At 68.8% G+C, this 12,890-nt stretch carries 16 protein-coding genes and 2 tRNA genes; 6 read left to right on the top strand and 12 right to left on the bottom strand.

Annotated elements, in window-relative coordinates:
- Window positions 1-47: 47 nt before the first annotated feature.
- Both ASG52_RS18065 and ASG52_RS18060 read right to left on the bottom strand, forming a co-directional pair.
- Window positions 48-2,129 (bottom strand): ethylmalonyl-CoA mutase, encoded by a 2,082-nt coding sequence (locus tag ASG52_RS18065; RefSeq protein WP_056246314.1) that lies wholly within the window; start codon window positions 2,127-2,129, stop codon window positions 48-50.
- A gap of 198 nt (window positions 2,130-2,327) precedes the next feature.
- Window positions 2,328-2,732 (bottom strand): hypothetical protein, encoded by a 405-nt coding sequence (locus ASG52_RS18060; protein ID WP_056246311.1) that lies wholly within the window; start codon window positions 2,730-2,732, stop codon window positions 2,328-2,330.
- A 454-nt stretch (window positions 2,733-3,186) separates the two neighbouring features.
- On the opposite strand from ASG52_RS18060, the gene ccrA reads away from it, so the two are divergent.
- From ccrA to ASG52_RS18045, 3 genes are all read left to right on the top strand, one after another.
- Window positions 3,187-4,485: a crotonyl-CoA carboxylase/reductase gene (gene ccrA / locus ASG52_RS18055; RefSeq protein WP_056246309.1), complete on the top strand. Its 1,299-nt coding sequence runs from the start codon at window positions 3,187-3,189 to the stop codon at window positions 4,483-4,485.
- Window positions 4,486-4,584: 99 nt separating this feature from the next.
- Window positions 4,585-4,791 (top strand): hypothetical protein, encoded by a 207-nt coding sequence (locus tag ASG52_RS18050; protein WP_056246306.1) that lies wholly within the window; start codon window positions 4,585-4,587, stop codon window positions 4,789-4,791.
- Between the two features lie 383 nt (window positions 4,792-5,174).
- Window positions 5,175-5,411 carry an alkylphosphonate utilization protein gene (locus ASG52_RS18045; RefSeq protein ID WP_502691087.1) on the top strand — a complete coding sequence of 79 codons (237 nt, stop codon included), beginning with the start codon at window positions 5,175-5,177 and terminating at the stop codon, window positions 5,409-5,411.
- A gap of 12 nt (window positions 5,412-5,423) precedes the next feature.
- Here ASG52_RS18045 and ASG52_RS27950 read toward each other — a convergent pair whose 3' ends face one another.
- Window positions 5,424-5,600: a hypothetical protein gene (locus ASG52_RS27950; RefSeq protein ID WP_200945632.1), complete on the bottom strand. Its 177-nt coding sequence runs from the start codon at window positions 5,598-5,600 to the stop codon at window positions 5,424-5,426.
- 180 nt (window positions 5,601-5,780) lie between these two features.
- Here ASG52_RS27950 and leuD point away from each other — a divergent pair, with 180 nt between their 5' ends.
- The gene (gene leuD, locus ASG52_RS18040; protein WP_056246300.1) at window positions 5,781-6,383 is read left to right on the top strand and encodes a 3-isopropylmalate dehydratase small subunit; all 603 of its coding nucleotides are present in this window, start codon (window positions 5,781-5,783) and stop codon (window positions 6,381-6,383) included.
- A gap of 212 nt (window positions 6,384-6,595) precedes the next feature.
- Here the strand turns inward: leuD and ASG52_RS18035 are convergent, their stop codons facing one another.
- From ASG52_RS18035 to ASG52_RS17995, 9 genes are all read right to left on the bottom strand, one after another.
- Window positions 6,596-6,907, bottom strand: coding sequence for a hypothetical protein (locus ASG52_RS18035; protein WP_056246297.1), 312 nt, complete (start codon window positions 6,905-6,907; stop codon window positions 6,596-6,598).
- 87 nt (window positions 6,908-6,994) lie between these two features.
- A complete protein-coding gene (locus tag ASG52_RS18030) occupies window positions 6,995-7,468 on the bottom strand; it encodes a VOC family protein (protein WP_056246292.1) in 474 nt (157 codons plus the stop codon).
- A gap of 68 nt (window positions 7,469-7,536) precedes the next feature.
- Window positions 7,537-7,836: a hypothetical protein gene (locus ASG52_RS18025; RefSeq protein WP_056246289.1), complete on the bottom strand. Its 300-nt coding sequence runs from the start codon at window positions 7,834-7,836 to the stop codon at window positions 7,537-7,539.
- A 69-nt stretch (window positions 7,837-7,905) separates the two neighbouring features.
- Entirely contained in the window at window positions 7,906-8,232 is a 327-nt protein-coding gene (locus ASG52_RS18020) for a RebB family R body protein (protein WP_056246286.1), read from the bottom strand.
- 142 nt (window positions 8,233-8,374) lie between these two features.
- The gene (locus ASG52_RS18015; protein WP_056246283.1) at window positions 8,375-8,857 is read right to left on the bottom strand and encodes a hypothetical protein; all 483 of its coding nucleotides are present in this window, start codon (window positions 8,855-8,857) and stop codon (window positions 8,375-8,377) included.
- Window positions 8,858-9,065: 208 nt separating this feature from the next.
- Window positions 9,066-9,140: transfer RNA gene (locus ASG52_RS18010), tRNA-Gly, on the bottom strand.
- A 59-nt stretch (window positions 9,141-9,199) separates the two neighbouring features.
- Window positions 9,200-9,274, bottom strand: a tRNA-Gly gene (locus ASG52_RS18005).
- Between the two features lie 107 nt (window positions 9,275-9,381).
- Entirely contained in the window at window positions 9,382-9,855 is a 474-nt protein-coding gene (locus tag ASG52_RS18000; protein WP_056246279.1) for an NUDIX domain-containing protein, read from the bottom strand.
- Between the two features lie 28 nt (window positions 9,856-9,883).
- Window positions 9,884-10,579 (bottom strand): fumarylacetoacetate hydrolase family protein, encoded by a 696-nt coding sequence (locus tag ASG52_RS17995; RefSeq protein ID WP_056246276.1) that lies wholly within the window; start codon window positions 10,577-10,579, stop codon window positions 9,884-9,886.
- Between the two features lie 173 nt (window positions 10,580-10,752).
- On the opposite strand from ASG52_RS17995, the gene ASG52_RS17990 reads away from it, so the two are divergent.
- Window positions 10,753-12,201, top strand: a complete 1,449-nt coding sequence (locus ASG52_RS17990; RefSeq protein ID WP_056246273.1) for an FAD-binding oxidoreductase — start codon at window positions 10,753-10,755, stop codon at window positions 12,199-12,201.
- Between the two features lie 389 nt (window positions 12,202-12,590).
- Window positions 12,591-12,884: a DUF2218 domain-containing protein gene (locus ASG52_RS17985; RefSeq protein WP_056246593.1), complete on the top strand. Its 294-nt coding sequence runs from the start codon at window positions 12,591-12,593 to the stop codon at window positions 12,882-12,884.
- The last annotated feature ends 6 nt before the right edge of the window (window positions 12,885-12,890 follow it).

Raw genomic sequence — 12,890 nt, 5'->3', positions numbered from 1 at the left:
AGAGCCCTCTCCCCGCGCGAGCGGGGAGAGGGATGAGGATCGGCCGCTCAGAACACCTGCGCGGCGTTCCCGTTGCCCTTCGGGGCGCCCGGCACGCCGGCCGCGGCGTCCGCCTTGTCGGCGGCGCGCTTGTCGAGGGCACGTCCCACCACCTTGGCGAGGCCGACCATGATCTTGTCGAGCTCGTAGTCCTTCGGCGTGTAGACCGCGGTGACGCCCATGTTCTTGAGCACCAGCTCGTCTTCCGCCGAGATGATGCCGCCGACGACGACCGGCACGTGGTCGAGTCCGGCTTCCCGCAGCTTCGCCTTCACCTCGCGCACCAGCGGCACGTGGGAGCCAGACAGCACCGACAGGCCGATGACGTGGGCGCCGCGCTCGACCGCCTTGGCGACGATCTCGGACGGGGTCTGGCGGATGCCGTCGTAGGTCACGTCGAAGCCCACGTCGCGGGCGCGCAGCGCGATCTGCTCGGCGCCGTTGGAATGGCCATCGAGGCCCGGCTTGCCGACCACGAGCTTCGGCGTCTCGCCGAGGCGCTCGCCGAGATCGGCGATGAGGAGTTTTGCTTCTTCCGCCGCGCCGGAAGACACCGTTTGAAGGGTGACGCCGGTGGGTGCGCGGTACTCGCCGAACACCTGGCGCAGGCGCCCGCCCCACTCGCCGGTCGTCACGCCGGCCTTCGCGGCGGCGATCGAGACCGGCATGATGTTGGCGCCCGAGCGCGCGGCCTCTTCGAGATCGTCCAGCGCCTTGCCCACCGCCTTATCGTCGCGCTTGGCGCGCCACTCGCGGATGCGGGCCTCGGCCTCCATCTCGACCGTCTCGGAGACGGTGAAGATCGCGCCTTCGCCGGCCGTCAGCGGCGAGGGCTCGCCGTTCTGCCACTTGTTGACGCCGACCACGATCTGCTCGCCGCGCTCGATCGCAGCGATGCGCTTGGCGTTCGATTCCACCAGCGCCCGCTTCAGCTCGCCCGCCTCAACCGCGGTGACGGCGCCGCCGAGTTCGGCGATGCGGGTCAACTCGGCGCGCGTCTGCTCCTTCAGTGCCTCGACGCGGGCCTCGATCACCTTCGAGCCGTCGAAGATGTCGTCATATTCGAGCAGGTCGGTCTCGAAGGCGAGGATCTGCTGCATCCGCATCGACCATTGCTGGTCCCACGGGCGGGGCAGGCCGAGCGCCTCGTTCCAGGCCGGGAGCTGCACCGCGCGGGCGCGGGCGCGCTTGGAGAGCGTCACCGCCAGCATCTCGATCAGGATGCGATGAACGTTGTTCTCAGGCTGCTGCTCGGTGAGCCCGAGCGAGTTCACCTGCACGCCGTAGCGAAAGATGCGCTTCTTGGCGTCGGTGATGCCGTAGCGCTCCTGGGCGATCTCGTCCCACAGCTCGGCGAACGCCCGCATCTTGCAGATCTCGGTGACGAACCGCATGCCGGCGTTCACGAAGAACGAGATGCGGCTGAACACGTTCGAGAAGTTGGCCTCGTCGAAATCGGGGTCGTCGCGCACGGTGTCGAGCACCGCGATGGCGATGGCGAGGGCGTAGGACAGCTCCTGCACCGGCGTCGCCCCCGCCTCCTGCAGATGGTAGGAGCAGACGTTCATCGGGTTCCACTTCGGCACTTCCTTGGTCGTGAACAGGATCACGTCCTTGGTCAGCCGCAGCGACGGCGCGGGCGGAAAAACGTAGGTCCCGCGCGAAAGATATTCCTTGATGATGTCGTTCTGGGTGGTGCCCTGGAGCGCCGCGAGCGGCGCGCCCTGCTCCTCGGCCACCGCGAGATAGAGCGACAGCAGCCACGGCGCCGTGGCGTTGATCGTCATCGACGTGTTCATCTGCGCCAGCGGGATCTGGTCGAACAGCGTGCGCATGTCGCCCAGATGCGCCACCGAGACGCCGACCTTGCCGACCTCGCCGCGGGCGAGTTCGTCGTCCGGGTCGTAGCCGGTCTGGGTCGGCAGGTCGAAGGCGACCGAGAGGCCGGTCTGCCCCTTGGCGAGGTTGCCGCGGTAGAGCTTGTTCGATTCCGCCGCGTTCGAGTGGCCGGCATAGGTCCGGATCAGCCAAGGCTTGTCGCGCTCGGGCTTGTCGCTCTTGGTCTCGACGACGCTCGCGGTGGCGCTCATCCGGCTCGACTCCCTCAACGTCATTCTGGCTCGCGCGCCGTGCGCGCAGTGTGAGCGGCACCGTAGCGAAGCTGCGGCGGCCCGTCATCCGGGAGAAAGGTCGAGAGCCGGCACCAAGCCTTGAGGAAAACTTGACGAGTCGGTGAAGCGGACTTTTCGGAGACGGCCCTCCCACCGGAGCGGGCGGGCCGTCCGGGATCAGCGGGCGCCGCCGCAGACGCGGATGCGGCCCGCGCCGCCGTTGCTCTGGTGGCTCTTGGCGTGGCCTATCGAGCCGGTCATGTCCTGGGTCGGGTTGCCGCCGGGACGCTTCACGACGATGTCGCAGCGCTGCCCGCCGCCCCAGCCGGGGAACGGCATCGTCGGCATGCCGCCGACCACCGGGGCGGTGACGATCCGGCCCGGCGCGGGCAGCGCGCCGACCCGATCGACATCGGGCGCGATGCTCGACCAATGCGAGGCGGGCTTGGATGTCTTGCTCTTCTTCACGACCGTCGGCGACGGGCGTCGATCCTGGCCGGCGGCCGGTCGCGCCTCGGCCGGCAGAGCCGTGCCGGCGACGAGGGCGAGGGAGAGCGAGGCGAGGGTGAGAGTGCGCGGCAAGGTTCTGCTCCGAAAAGTGTCAGATGCTGATTAAACGAACAGCACCGGCATCTTCATTGAGCGATTTTTCCGAAGATGTGCGTTAAGTCACGGAAGTAAGTCGCGATTTTAATCCGGACAAATCCAGATTTATTTTCGGGATTATTTCCGAAAACGCGGCCGCGAGGGGCGTTGCCGGGCGCGCGGCCGCCTCGCCCGGTGCGAGCCGGCGGCGAGGTTCGTTGGCCTCGATTCAGGCCCCGGCTGTCGCCGCGAGCGCCGATTCGGAGGCCTACAAAAGATTATTTTGCATTCACCGGGGTCGGCGTAGGCCGGTGCCTGTTTTTTGTGCGGAGGGAGGGAATCCTCGCCTTTTAGGCCACTTGGAAGGCCTGGAACATCATGCATATAGCTTCAGCCAAGTTCGCTGCGGCGCTTACGCCCGCGGACAAGCGACAGAATAGGGAGTGCCACGATGGCGGAGAGCGCAGCGCCGGCCTGGACCGGGCAGACGGCGGAAGCCAAGGACCTTTACGAACTCGGTGAGATCCCGCCGCTCGGCCATGTGCCGGCCAAGATGTACGCCTGGGCGATCCGCCGCGAGCGTCACGGGCCGCCGGAGCAGTCGCACCAGCTCGAAGTGCTGCCGGTGTGGGACATCGGCGACGACGAGGTGCTGGTCTACGTCATGGCCGCGGGCGTCAACTACAACGGCGTCTGGGCGGGCCTGGGCGAGCCGATCTCGCCGTTCGACGTGCACAAGGGCGAGTATCACATCGCCGGTTCCGACGCCTCGGGCATCGTCTGGAAGGTCGGCGCCAAGGTGAAGCGCTGGAAGGTCGGCGACGAGGTCATCGTCCACTGCAACCGCGACGACGGCGACGACGAGGAGTGCAACGGCGGCGACCCGATGTTCTCGCCCTCGCAGCGCATCTGGGGCTACGAGACGGGCGACGGCTCGTTCGCGCAGTTCTGTCGGGTGCAGTCGCGCCAGCTGATGAAGCGGCCCCAGCACCTCACCTGGGAAGAGGCGGCCTGCTACACGCTGACCCTCGCCACCGCCTACCGCATGCTGTTCGGCCACGCGCCGCACACGGTGCGTCCGGGCCAGAACGTGCTGGTGTGGGGTGCCTCGGGCGGCCTCGGTGTGTTCGCGGTGCAGCTCTGCGCGGCCAGCGGCGCCAACGCCATCGCGGTGATCTCGGACGACACGAAGCGCGACTACGTCATGTCGCTCGGCGCCAAGGGCGTCATCAACCGCAAGGACTTCGATTGCTGGGGCCAGCTCCCGAAGGTCAACTCGCCGGAATACAACACCTGGCTCAAGGAAGCCCGGAAGTTCGGCAAGGCGATCTGGGACATCACCGGCAAGGGCAACGACGTCGACATCGTGTTCGAGCATCCGGGCGAATCGACCTTCCCGGTCTCGACGCTGGTGGCCAAGCGCGGCGGCATGATCGTGTTCTGCGCCGGCACCACCGGCTTCAACATCACCTTCGACGCCCGTTACGTCTGGATGCGCCAGAAGCGCATCCAGGGCTCGCACTTCGCCCACCTCAAGCAGGCATCCGCCGCGAACCAGTTCGTGATCGACCGGCGCATCGATCCCTGCATGAGCGAGGTGCTGCCCTGGGACAAGATCCCGGCCGCCCACACCAAGATGTGGAAGAACCAGCACCCGCCGGGCAACATGGCGGTGCTCGTCAACTCCACGCGGGCCGGCCTGCGCACCGTCGAGGACGTGATCGAGGCCGGGCCGCTCAAGGCGATGTGAGGCGTGGCGGCGGGGCGTGACCGCTCCGCCGCGCCTGCGTTGTGACGATGAAGCCGCCGATCCTGCCGGGTCGGCGGCTTCATGCGTATGGGAGCTGACATGAAAACCGCGTCGCTGGCTTTCGGCCTGATCCTGGCCGTCGCCACCTTCGCGTGGTTCTTCACCCTCGTCCCGCTCGGCTGCGCGATGAACACGACCGGCTGTCAGGAGCGCTTTACCGTGTGGAGCGGCACCGGCCTGCTCCATTTCTGGCTGCCCTTCGGCGTCGCGCTCTCGGCCGTGCTCTATGGCGTCAACCGCCGCTAACGGACGGGCGCGGGCATCTTCACCACCTTGCCGTCGGGCAGGATGATGTCGCCGGGGCTCTGGCCGGCCTCGCAGGGGCCGAGATAGGTGGCGTCGATCGCCATCCGGCGCTGGCCAACAGCACAGCAGCAGTCTTTCCGTTATGCTGCGTAGGACGCGGTTTTGCGCGGCGGATATCGCCGAATAGCCTGAAGCGAATGGGTCGCTTCCCGATTCCCGGCGCGCTGCTTCAGGCGCGATACTGCCCTGCTTGCCCCCCTCTTGCCGGCGTGGGCCACGATGGCAGAACGGGGTCTTCCGCAGCCGAGGTCCGCTCCGTGTCCACCGACGACGATGCCTACGTGTACGACGAGGCGACCGGCGAATGGCGCCCGGCCGCGGAGATGGCGGCCGCGAGCGCGGCCCGAGCCGAAGTGCGCGACGCGTCCGGCAATCTCCTGGCCGACGGCGATGCCGTGGTCCTGATCAAGGACCTGAAGGTGAAGGGCGCGGGGCAGACCCTGAAGCAGGGCACGGTGATCCGCTCGGTCCGCCTCACGGACGATCCGGAGGAGATCGATTGCCGCCACGACAGCATCAAGGGCCTCGTCCTGCGCACCGAGTTCGTGCGCAAGCGCTGAATTCGACAGCCGTCAGCGCCGCTTCGGCTCGTCCTGGCGCAGGTGGCGCTCATAGCCGTCCTGCTTCGCCTCGCGCTCCTTGATGAGGTCGGCGTAGGCCTGCCGCATCTCGGGCGACACCGCCACGCTCTTGCCCTTGGAGGGCTTGCGCTTGGGCGCCTTCTTGAAGGTGTCGGGCGTCTCGGCCATGTCGCGCAGCTTCCCCCTCGCTGAACGGCGCGGATGAAGCGGGGCGCAAAGGCTGGAGCGTCGGACAGGCGCGACGCCTTCCGGCGCGGCGGCCGCGCTGCTAGAACGTGCCGGACATCGGAACGGGACCACCATAGCCCCTCCGCGCGACGGTATCGAGACGAGTGATCGGGACGAACGATGGAAAAGTTCACGACCCTTGAGGGCGTCGCCGCGCCCATGCGGATCATCAACGTCGACACCGACCGGATCATCCCGAAGCAGTATCTCAAGACGATCAAACGCACCGGCCTCGGCACGGGTCTGTTCTCGGAGATGCGCTACAACGACGACGGCTCCGAGAAACCCGATTTCGTCCTCAACCAGCCGGCCTATCGCAACGCCAAAATCTTGGTGGTGGGCGACAATTTCGGTTGCGGCTCGTCGCGCGAACACGCGCCCTGGGCGCTGGCCGATTTCGGCATCCGCTGCGTCATCTCGACGAGCTTCGCCGACATCTTCTTCAACAACTGCGCCAAGAACGGCATCCTGGCGATCATCGTCTCGCCCGAGGATCTCGAAAAGCTGTTCCTCGACGCCGAGCGCGGCGCCAACGCGACGCTGACGGTCGATCTGGCCGCCCAGACCATCAAGGGCCCGGACGGCGGCACGCTGCATTTCGACATCGACGACGGCCGCAAGCGCAACCTGCTCAACGGCCTCGACGAGATCGGCCTGACCCTGGAGCGCGCCCCGGCCATCGCGGATTTCGAGGCGAAGCTCGCCCAGCGGGAATGGGCCTGAGCGCCCTCCCCTGTCAGGAGGTCGAGGCCCGCAGGGTGACCTGATATCCCTCCGCCGTCATTCCGGGGCGCCGTAGGCGAACCCGGAATCCACCCGTGATGTGCGGCCACACGAAGTCGCGGCCAGTCGTGGATTGCACGCCTGCGGCGCGCCCCTTCGGGGCCGGGTTCCGCTTCGCGGCCCCGAAATGACGGTGGAGAACAAAAAACGGCTCAGTGCCGCTCGTTCGGCTTGCTGCGGAACGGGCGCAGCATCCAGGCCAGCCGCCCGATCTCGTCGTCGCGGCGGGCCTGCTTGGCGTCGGCCCGCTCCGTGTTGATCTCGTGCATGACTTGGCCCAGCAGCGGCGGCAGCGCCTGCCCGTAGGCATCGAGCAGCTCGGCCGCCTCGACGAGGGCGCGCAGTTGCAGGTCGGGGATCGGTCGGCGCTCGATCTGCGCGTCGAGCGCTTGGTCGGCCAGCAGGGTGGCGAGGCGCGAGACCTCCGACAGCCGCGCGGGCGAGGAATGGATGCCGCTGCTCATGGTTGACGTGTCCCTCCGGATACGAGCCCGCTGAGGCTATCCCGGTAAGGTGAGCCAATCGTTAGGGCGGGTGCTTTGAGACTGTCCTCATCCGGCAGCGGCGCGCTCCAGCGCGGCCACGTCGATCTTCACCATCTCCTGCATGGCGGTGAAGACGCGGGCCGCCACCCCTGGATCGGAGTCGGCGAGCAGGCGCGGCAGCATCTCCGGAAAGATCTGCCAGGGCACGCCCCAGCGGTCGCGCAGCCAGCCGCAGGCAATTGCGGAGCCACCCGCCGTCAGTGCCGCCCACAGGCGATCGATTTCGGCCTGATCGGCGCAAGCGACCGAGATCGAGGCGGCGGTGCCGTACTCGGCTTGGCTGCCGCCGTTGAGCGCCTGGAAGTTCTGGCCGCCCAACGTGAAGGCGATCATCAGCACGTCGCCGGTCTGCCCCGCCGGCCAGGGGCCCGGCGCGCGCTGGACGTGGTCGACGCGCGAGTCGGGGATGAGGGAGACGTAGCGGTCGACCGCGGCTTGCGCGTCCCGCTCGAACCAGAGGCAGGTGCTGACCTTCGGCATGACGTCCTCGCTGCTCGGCGCTCCCGTCGAGGATAGTCGGTTGGCGAGGATCGGACCAAGCCCGCCGTTCAGCGGGTCGATCGCGAGCGTCCGCCCGAGCCCAGAACGCTCTGGAGCACGCCGCGCGTCGAGGGGCTGAGGCCGCGGTCGCCGGGCAGGCGGCGCGGGTCGGCCCGGTCCAGCCGCTCGATCTCGACGGCGCAGCGGCGCACCGCGTCGCCGGCGCCGGCGCGCCGGGCCCGCGCCCCGTCGAGTTCGAACCGCAGGCAGACGGCGAGGTCGGTCTTGAGGTCGTCGAAGGCGGCGGCCCTGGCCTCCGGGGCCAGCGCGAGACAGATCAGGGCGAGCGCGGCGGCGCGGGCGGGCATGGAACGGCTCCGGTTGGGCGGTCGAAGCCGACAACGCGGCAACCGGCCGATCGTCGCGGCTCGCGCGGCTTATCCTTGCTTGAAGCCGTTGAGGACCGTGAGCAGCGAGGTGAGGTTGTCGCTGACGCCGCCCTGGGCGACCTTCTCGGTCGTTCCGGCCGCGGCGGTCGTATCCATCGAATAGATCTGCATCACGCCCTGGTTGGCCGCGGCCTGCGCCAGGGTGTTCTGCTGCTGCTGAGCGGCCACAGCGTTCTCGAACAGGATGCCGGTCGAATCCGCCATCGTTTGGTAGAGCGAACCAATCGCGATGGCCGGCGCTTCGCCGAGAACCTTCACGTTCGACTGCGTGACGGCATCGGTGATCTGAGAATTGACGGCGGTCGGGAAGGCAATGGTCGGTGCGCTCCGCTTCGGTGGTCGGCGCTGTCAGACTGCCACCACCGGTTTGCGGAACCTTGCCTGCGCGCCGCTCCTGTCGTCGGCAACGTCAACGGCCGGTGACCGGACTCGCTCGGATCGTGCCGTTCCGGCTCGACTACCGGCTCCACCGTCCGAGGCGCCGGGTCTTCCAGCGCTCGCCGCGGGGAAGCTCGGCGCCCGGCATCTCCTTGCGCTTGCGCGGCGCGGGGGCGGGTGCCGTGGCCTCGACGGGCGGCGGCGCTGCGACGACTACGGGCTCCGGTGCGATGATCGCCGCGCGGGCGACCGGCGGCGGGCTCATCGGGAGCGAGCTTACGGGGAGCGGGTGCTTGCGCGGCCGTCCGCGGGGGCGGCGCGGGACTACGTCCTCGGCAACCGGCGGCGGGGCGAGTTCGATCTCCGGCACTTCCGGCTCGATCAGGTTCGGCAGGACGCGGCGCTTCTCGGCGACCGGCTCGCGCGGGGCGGCGGCGGGCGAGAACAGGGTCTGCGGAACGGGCGCCGGGGCGGCGGCGACGCGGGTCGGGATGATCGTCGAGGCGCGGCGGCCCGTCGATTTGACTTCGACGGTAAAGGACCGCCGAGAAACATTGCGCATGTGGCAAGACTTCCAGGCCGGATCTGCCCGGCCGACACGATGATGATAGAGACGCGATCTTAACGAAACAGAACCGGACTTCGCTCGGTCGCGAATGGGCGACTCGCTGGATAGCCCGCGTCTCGACGGTCGTAGACTGCAAAGCAGCGTTCAGGCAAGGCGCAAACCGTGCGCACACCCGAAGCCGTGAAGATCATGTCGGAAAAACTGGAGCGGGCGAAGGGATTCGAACCCTCGACCCCAACCTTGGCAAGGTTGTGCTCTACCCCTGAGCTACACCCGCTCACTGTCACGAACCACGAGCCCTCGGGGCTGCCTCCGTGAAATACCGATGAGAGAAACTGGAGCGGGCGAAGGGATTCGAACCCTCGACCCCAACCTTGGCAAGGTTGTGCTCTACCCCTGAGCTACACCCGCTCGTGTCATCTCGTCCACCGCCGCCCGTGGGCTGCGCCGTCGGTGGGCGTTCTAAACACCATTCCGACCCACGGTGCAAGCGCGAACTTCGCTTTTCGTTGGCGGGCTCACCATGCCTCCGCCGGAGGCTTTCCATCGCGGATTTCGTCGAGCCGGGTGCGGGTCGCCCGCGTTGTGTCGGGTGGTAGCGCGTCGAGGGGGAAGAAGCCGCATTCGGCGATCTCGCGGTCGGGTCGCTTCGGCGCGGTGACCGCGAACACGGGGGCGACGTAGACCGCAATGTGGTCGCGCCGGGGCGCCCGCGCGTTCAGGAAGAAGCCGTGCAGCCGCAGCGGCGCGCCCGGATCGATCACGATCTCGGCCTCCTCGCGGAACTCCCGGCGCATCGCCTCGGGGGCGCTCTCGCCGGGATCGATCCCGCCGCCGGGCAGGTGCCAGCCGGCGACGTAGGTGTGGCGGATGAGGCAGACGCGGCCCTCCCCGTCGATCGCCACGCCCCGCACCCCCAGCGTCATGCCGCGGGTGATGAGGCCGGCGCGCATGACGAGGCCGTAGAGCCAGGGGCGGTCGAGACTGAACATGGTTGCGTCTCTACCCCTTGCGTCGCCTTCAGGCGACCGTCAGCGCAAGGCTGCCGACGCCCTCGATCCGCGCGGTCAGCGTCTGGCCGCGCGTCACCGGCCCGACGCCGGACGGCGTGCCGGTGAAGATCAAGTCGCCCGGATGCAGCTCGAAATAGGTGGAGAGCAGGGCTACCTGCTCGGGCACCGACCAGATCATCTCGGACAGGTCGCCGCGCTGGCGCTCGACCCCGTCGCATCGAAGCGTGATCGCCCCCGCCTTGGGGTGCCCGATGTCGCCCGCCGGGTAGAGCGGGCCGACCGGTGCCGAGAGATCGGCGGCCTTGCCCATCTCCCAGGGGCGCGACAGGCGCTTGGCCTCGTCCTGAAGGTCGCGCCGGGTCATGTCGAGGCCCACCGCGTAGCCGTAGACGTGGGTGCCCGCGGTCTCGACCGGGATGTCGCGGCCGCCGTGGGCCAGCGCCGCCACCAGCTCCACCTCGAAATGGTAGCTTTCCGTGCGCGGCGGATAGGGATGTTCCGCCGTGACGCCCTCGGGGACGACCTGAAGCGTGTCGGCGGGCTTGAGGAAGAAGAACGGCGGGTCGCGCTCGTCGGCGCCCATCTCGCGGGCATGCGCCCGGTAATTGCGCCCGACGCAGTAGACCCGGCGCACCGGAAACAGGTCGGCGCTGCCGTGGATCGGCAAAGCGGGGCGCGTCGGGTTCGGGATCACGGACAGCATGGCGTCGGGCGGCCTCGGGTCGTTGGTGTCGGGTGAGTGTAGCGCAGGTCGCGCGGCCTCGCGCCGCGGATCGATAACGGCGAAGGGCACCCCCGCGTGCCGCGGGTCCTTCGTGCAAAACCGGGCGGGGCGGCCTATCATCGCCGCCCGTTCCGGAGCCCTCTGCCCCACCGATGTCCGACACTTCCTCCGCGCGCCTGCTCGCCACCCTCACGGAGCGGCTCGGCGCGCGCCACGTGCGGACCGACGCCGAGGCGCTGGAACCGCATCTCGTCGAGTCGCGCGGGCTCTATCGCGGCCACGCGCTCGCCCTGGTCGAGCCGGGCAGCACCGAGGAGGTCGCGTTCACGGTGGCAGTCTGCGCGCAGGCGCGGGTGCCGGTGACCGCGCAGGGCGGCAATACCGGCCTCGTCGGCGGCGGCGTGCCGTTCGGCGGGATCGTGCTCTCCTTGAACCGCCTCGACCGCCTGCGCGCGGTCGATCCGCTGGGCGCCAGCATGACGGTCGAGGCCGGCATGGTGCTGGCCGACGTGCAGGCGGCGGCCGCCGACGCCGGCATGCTGTTTCCCCTGTCCTGGGCGGCGGAGGGCTCGGCCCGGATCGGCGGCGGCATCGCCACCAACGCCGGCGGGCTGGCAGTCCTGGCCTACGGCAACGCCCGCGACCTCGTACTCGGCCTCGAAGTGGTGCTGGCCGACGGCAAAGTCTGGAACGGGCTGAAGGCGCTTCGCAAGAACAACGCCGGCTACGACCTCAAGCACGCCTTCATCGGCTCGGAGGGCACCCTCGGCATCATCACCGCCGCGACCCTGAAGCTGTTTCCCCGCGTGCTGTCGCGCAGCGTCGGCTTCGTCGGGCTACCCTCGGCGCGCGCCGCGCTCGCCCTGTTCGAGCGGCTGCGGGCCGGGGCCGACCGTGGCTTGACCGCCTTCGAGTACATGCCCCGCTTCGGCCTGGAGATGGTCCTGCGTCACGGCATCGACGTGCGGGATCCTCTCGAAGGCCGGCACGCGGCCTACGCCCTGGTCGAGCTGTCCTCGCCGCGCCCCGGCGCCGACACCCGCGCCGAGCTGGAGGAACTCCTCGGGGAAGCGATGGAGGCCGGCCTCGTCGAGGACGCCACCATCGGCGGGAGTGCTGCCCAGGACGCCGCCCTCTGGCGCCTGCGCGAACTCCTGCCGGAGGTGCAGAAGGCCGAGGGCGGCTCGATCAAGCACGACGTGTCGCTGCCGCTGTCGCGCCTCGCCGACTTCCTCGAAGAGGCGGAGGCCGCCTGCGTGGCGGCGATGCCCGCGTTGCGCCCCTGCCCGTTCGGGCATTTCGGCGACGGCAACATTCACTTCAACCTCACCCAGCCCTCCGGCATGGACAAGGCGGCGTTCCTCTCTGAGTGGGCCCGCTTCAACGACATCGTCCACGGCATCGTCGAGCGGATGGACGGCTCGATCGCCGCCGAGCACGGCGTCGGCCTGATCAAGCGCGACGAACTCGCCCGCACCGCCGACCCCGTCGGCCTCGACCTGATGCGCCGCCTCAAGGCCGCCCTCGACCCGCACGACCTGCTCAACCCCGGCAAGGTCGTGGCGCTGTCCGACGACCCGCCCCCTGCGCTGCCCGTGTGAGGCGGAAGGCCGCGCTTTTGGAACGCTGCGCCCGCGCCTCTGCGTTTCTCTCGTAACGACTGCGTGACACCGCGCACGCTCCGCCCTGCGCCGGCCGCCTCGGTACTTCACCGGTCATTGTGCATCGCACAAGAAATCGGCATGATCCTCCCTCAATGCGTGGGGAATCAGCCTTGCGCGCAACCGGAAACGCGGCCCGGATGACGGAAGCGTTAACCATTGCGGCCCGACAATCGCCTGAAACGGCGAGGCTCGGCGGGATTTCCCGCCTCGGTTTCGTCGCATGGCACACCTACCTCATCCCCATGCTGCGCTGCGGCGCATCGGACAGCCCGGCGCCTCGCGCCAGCGATTCGGTAGACCTGAAAAAATTCCGAAAGGAGATCGACATGCCCACCTCCCAGGCCCGTGTCCCGACCGCGGAAGCGAGCCGCTACCTGCAGCAGCTCTGCCGGCACTGGAGCCACAAGTTCCCCGTGGAGACGAGCGAGGACCACGGCCGCGTGCCCTTCGGCGAAGATCGCATCTGCACCTTCGAGGCGAGCGCCGACGCCCTGCTGATGCGCGTCGCCACCCCCGACCCCGCTGCCCTGACGCGGTTGGAGAATGTGGTCTCCGACCATCTCCTGCGCTTTGCCTTCCGGGAGAATCTGGGCGAGATCACGTGGTCGCGCGCCGCCTGACACGGC

Origin of the sequence: Methylobacterium sp. Leaf456 (genome assembly GCF_001425465.1) — a bacterium.
In the GTDB taxonomy this organism is placed as follows: domain Bacteria; phylum Pseudomonadota; class Alphaproteobacteria; order Rhizobiales; family Beijerinckiaceae; genus Methylobacterium.
This window is presented reverse-complemented; position numbering and strand designations above follow the sequence as displayed.

Bases quoted from the DNA above. Each gene is read 5' to 3' on its own strand.
- ASG52_RS18065 (WP_056246314.1), bottom strand. From the start codon at position 2,129: ATGAGCGCCACCGCGAGCGTCGTCGAGACCAAGAGCGACAAGCCCGAG.
- ccrA (WP_056246309.1), top strand. From the start codon at position 3,187: ATGGCGGAGAGCGCAGCGCCGGCCTGGACCGGGCAGACGGCGGAAGCC.
- ASG52_RS18050 (WP_056246306.1), top strand. From the start codon at position 4,585: ATGAAAACCGCGTCGCTGGCTTTCGGCCTGATCCTGGCCGTCGCCACC.
- ASG52_RS18045 (WP_502691087.1), top strand. From the start codon at position 5,175: ATGGCGGCCGCGAGCGCGGCCCGAGCCGAAGTGCGCGACGCGTCCGGC.
- ASG52_RS27950 (WP_200945632.1), bottom strand. From the start codon at position 5,600: ATGGCCGAGACGCCCGACACCTTCAAGAAGGCGCCCAAGCGCAAGCCC.
- leuD (WP_056246300.1), top strand. From the start codon at position 5,781: ATGGAAAAGTTCACGACCCTTGAGGGCGTCGCCGCGCCCATGCGGATC.
- ASG52_RS18035 (WP_056246297.1), bottom strand. From the start codon at position 6,907: ATGAGCAGCGGCATCCATTCCTCGCCCGCGCGGCTGTCGGAGGTCTCG.
- ASG52_RS18030 (WP_056246292.1), bottom strand. From the start codon at position 7,468: ATGCCGAAGGTCAGCACCTGCCTCTGGTTCGAGCGGGACGCGCAAGCC.
- ASG52_RS18025 (WP_056246289.1), bottom strand. From the start codon at position 7,836: ATGCCCGCCCGCGCCGCCGCGCTCGCCCTGATCTGTCTCGCGCTGGCC.
- ASG52_RS18015 (WP_056246283.1), bottom strand. From the start codon at position 8,857: ATGCGCAATGTTTCTCGGCGGTCCTTTACCGTCGAAGTCAAATCGACG.
- ASG52_RS18000 (WP_056246279.1), bottom strand. From the start codon at position 9,855: ATGTTCAGTCTCGACCGCCCCTGGCTCTACGGCCTCGTCATGCGCGCC.
- ASG52_RS17995 (WP_056246276.1), bottom strand. From the start codon at position 10,579: ATGCTGTCCGTGATCCCGAACCCGACGCGCCCCGCTTTGCCGATCCAC.
- ASG52_RS17990 (WP_056246273.1), top strand. From the start codon at position 10,753: ATGTCCGACACTTCCTCCGCGCGCCTGCTCGCCACCCTCACGGAGCGG.
- ASG52_RS17985 (WP_056246593.1), top strand. From the start codon at position 12,591: ATGCCCACCTCCCAGGCCCGTGTCCCGACCGCGGAAGCGAGCCGCTAC.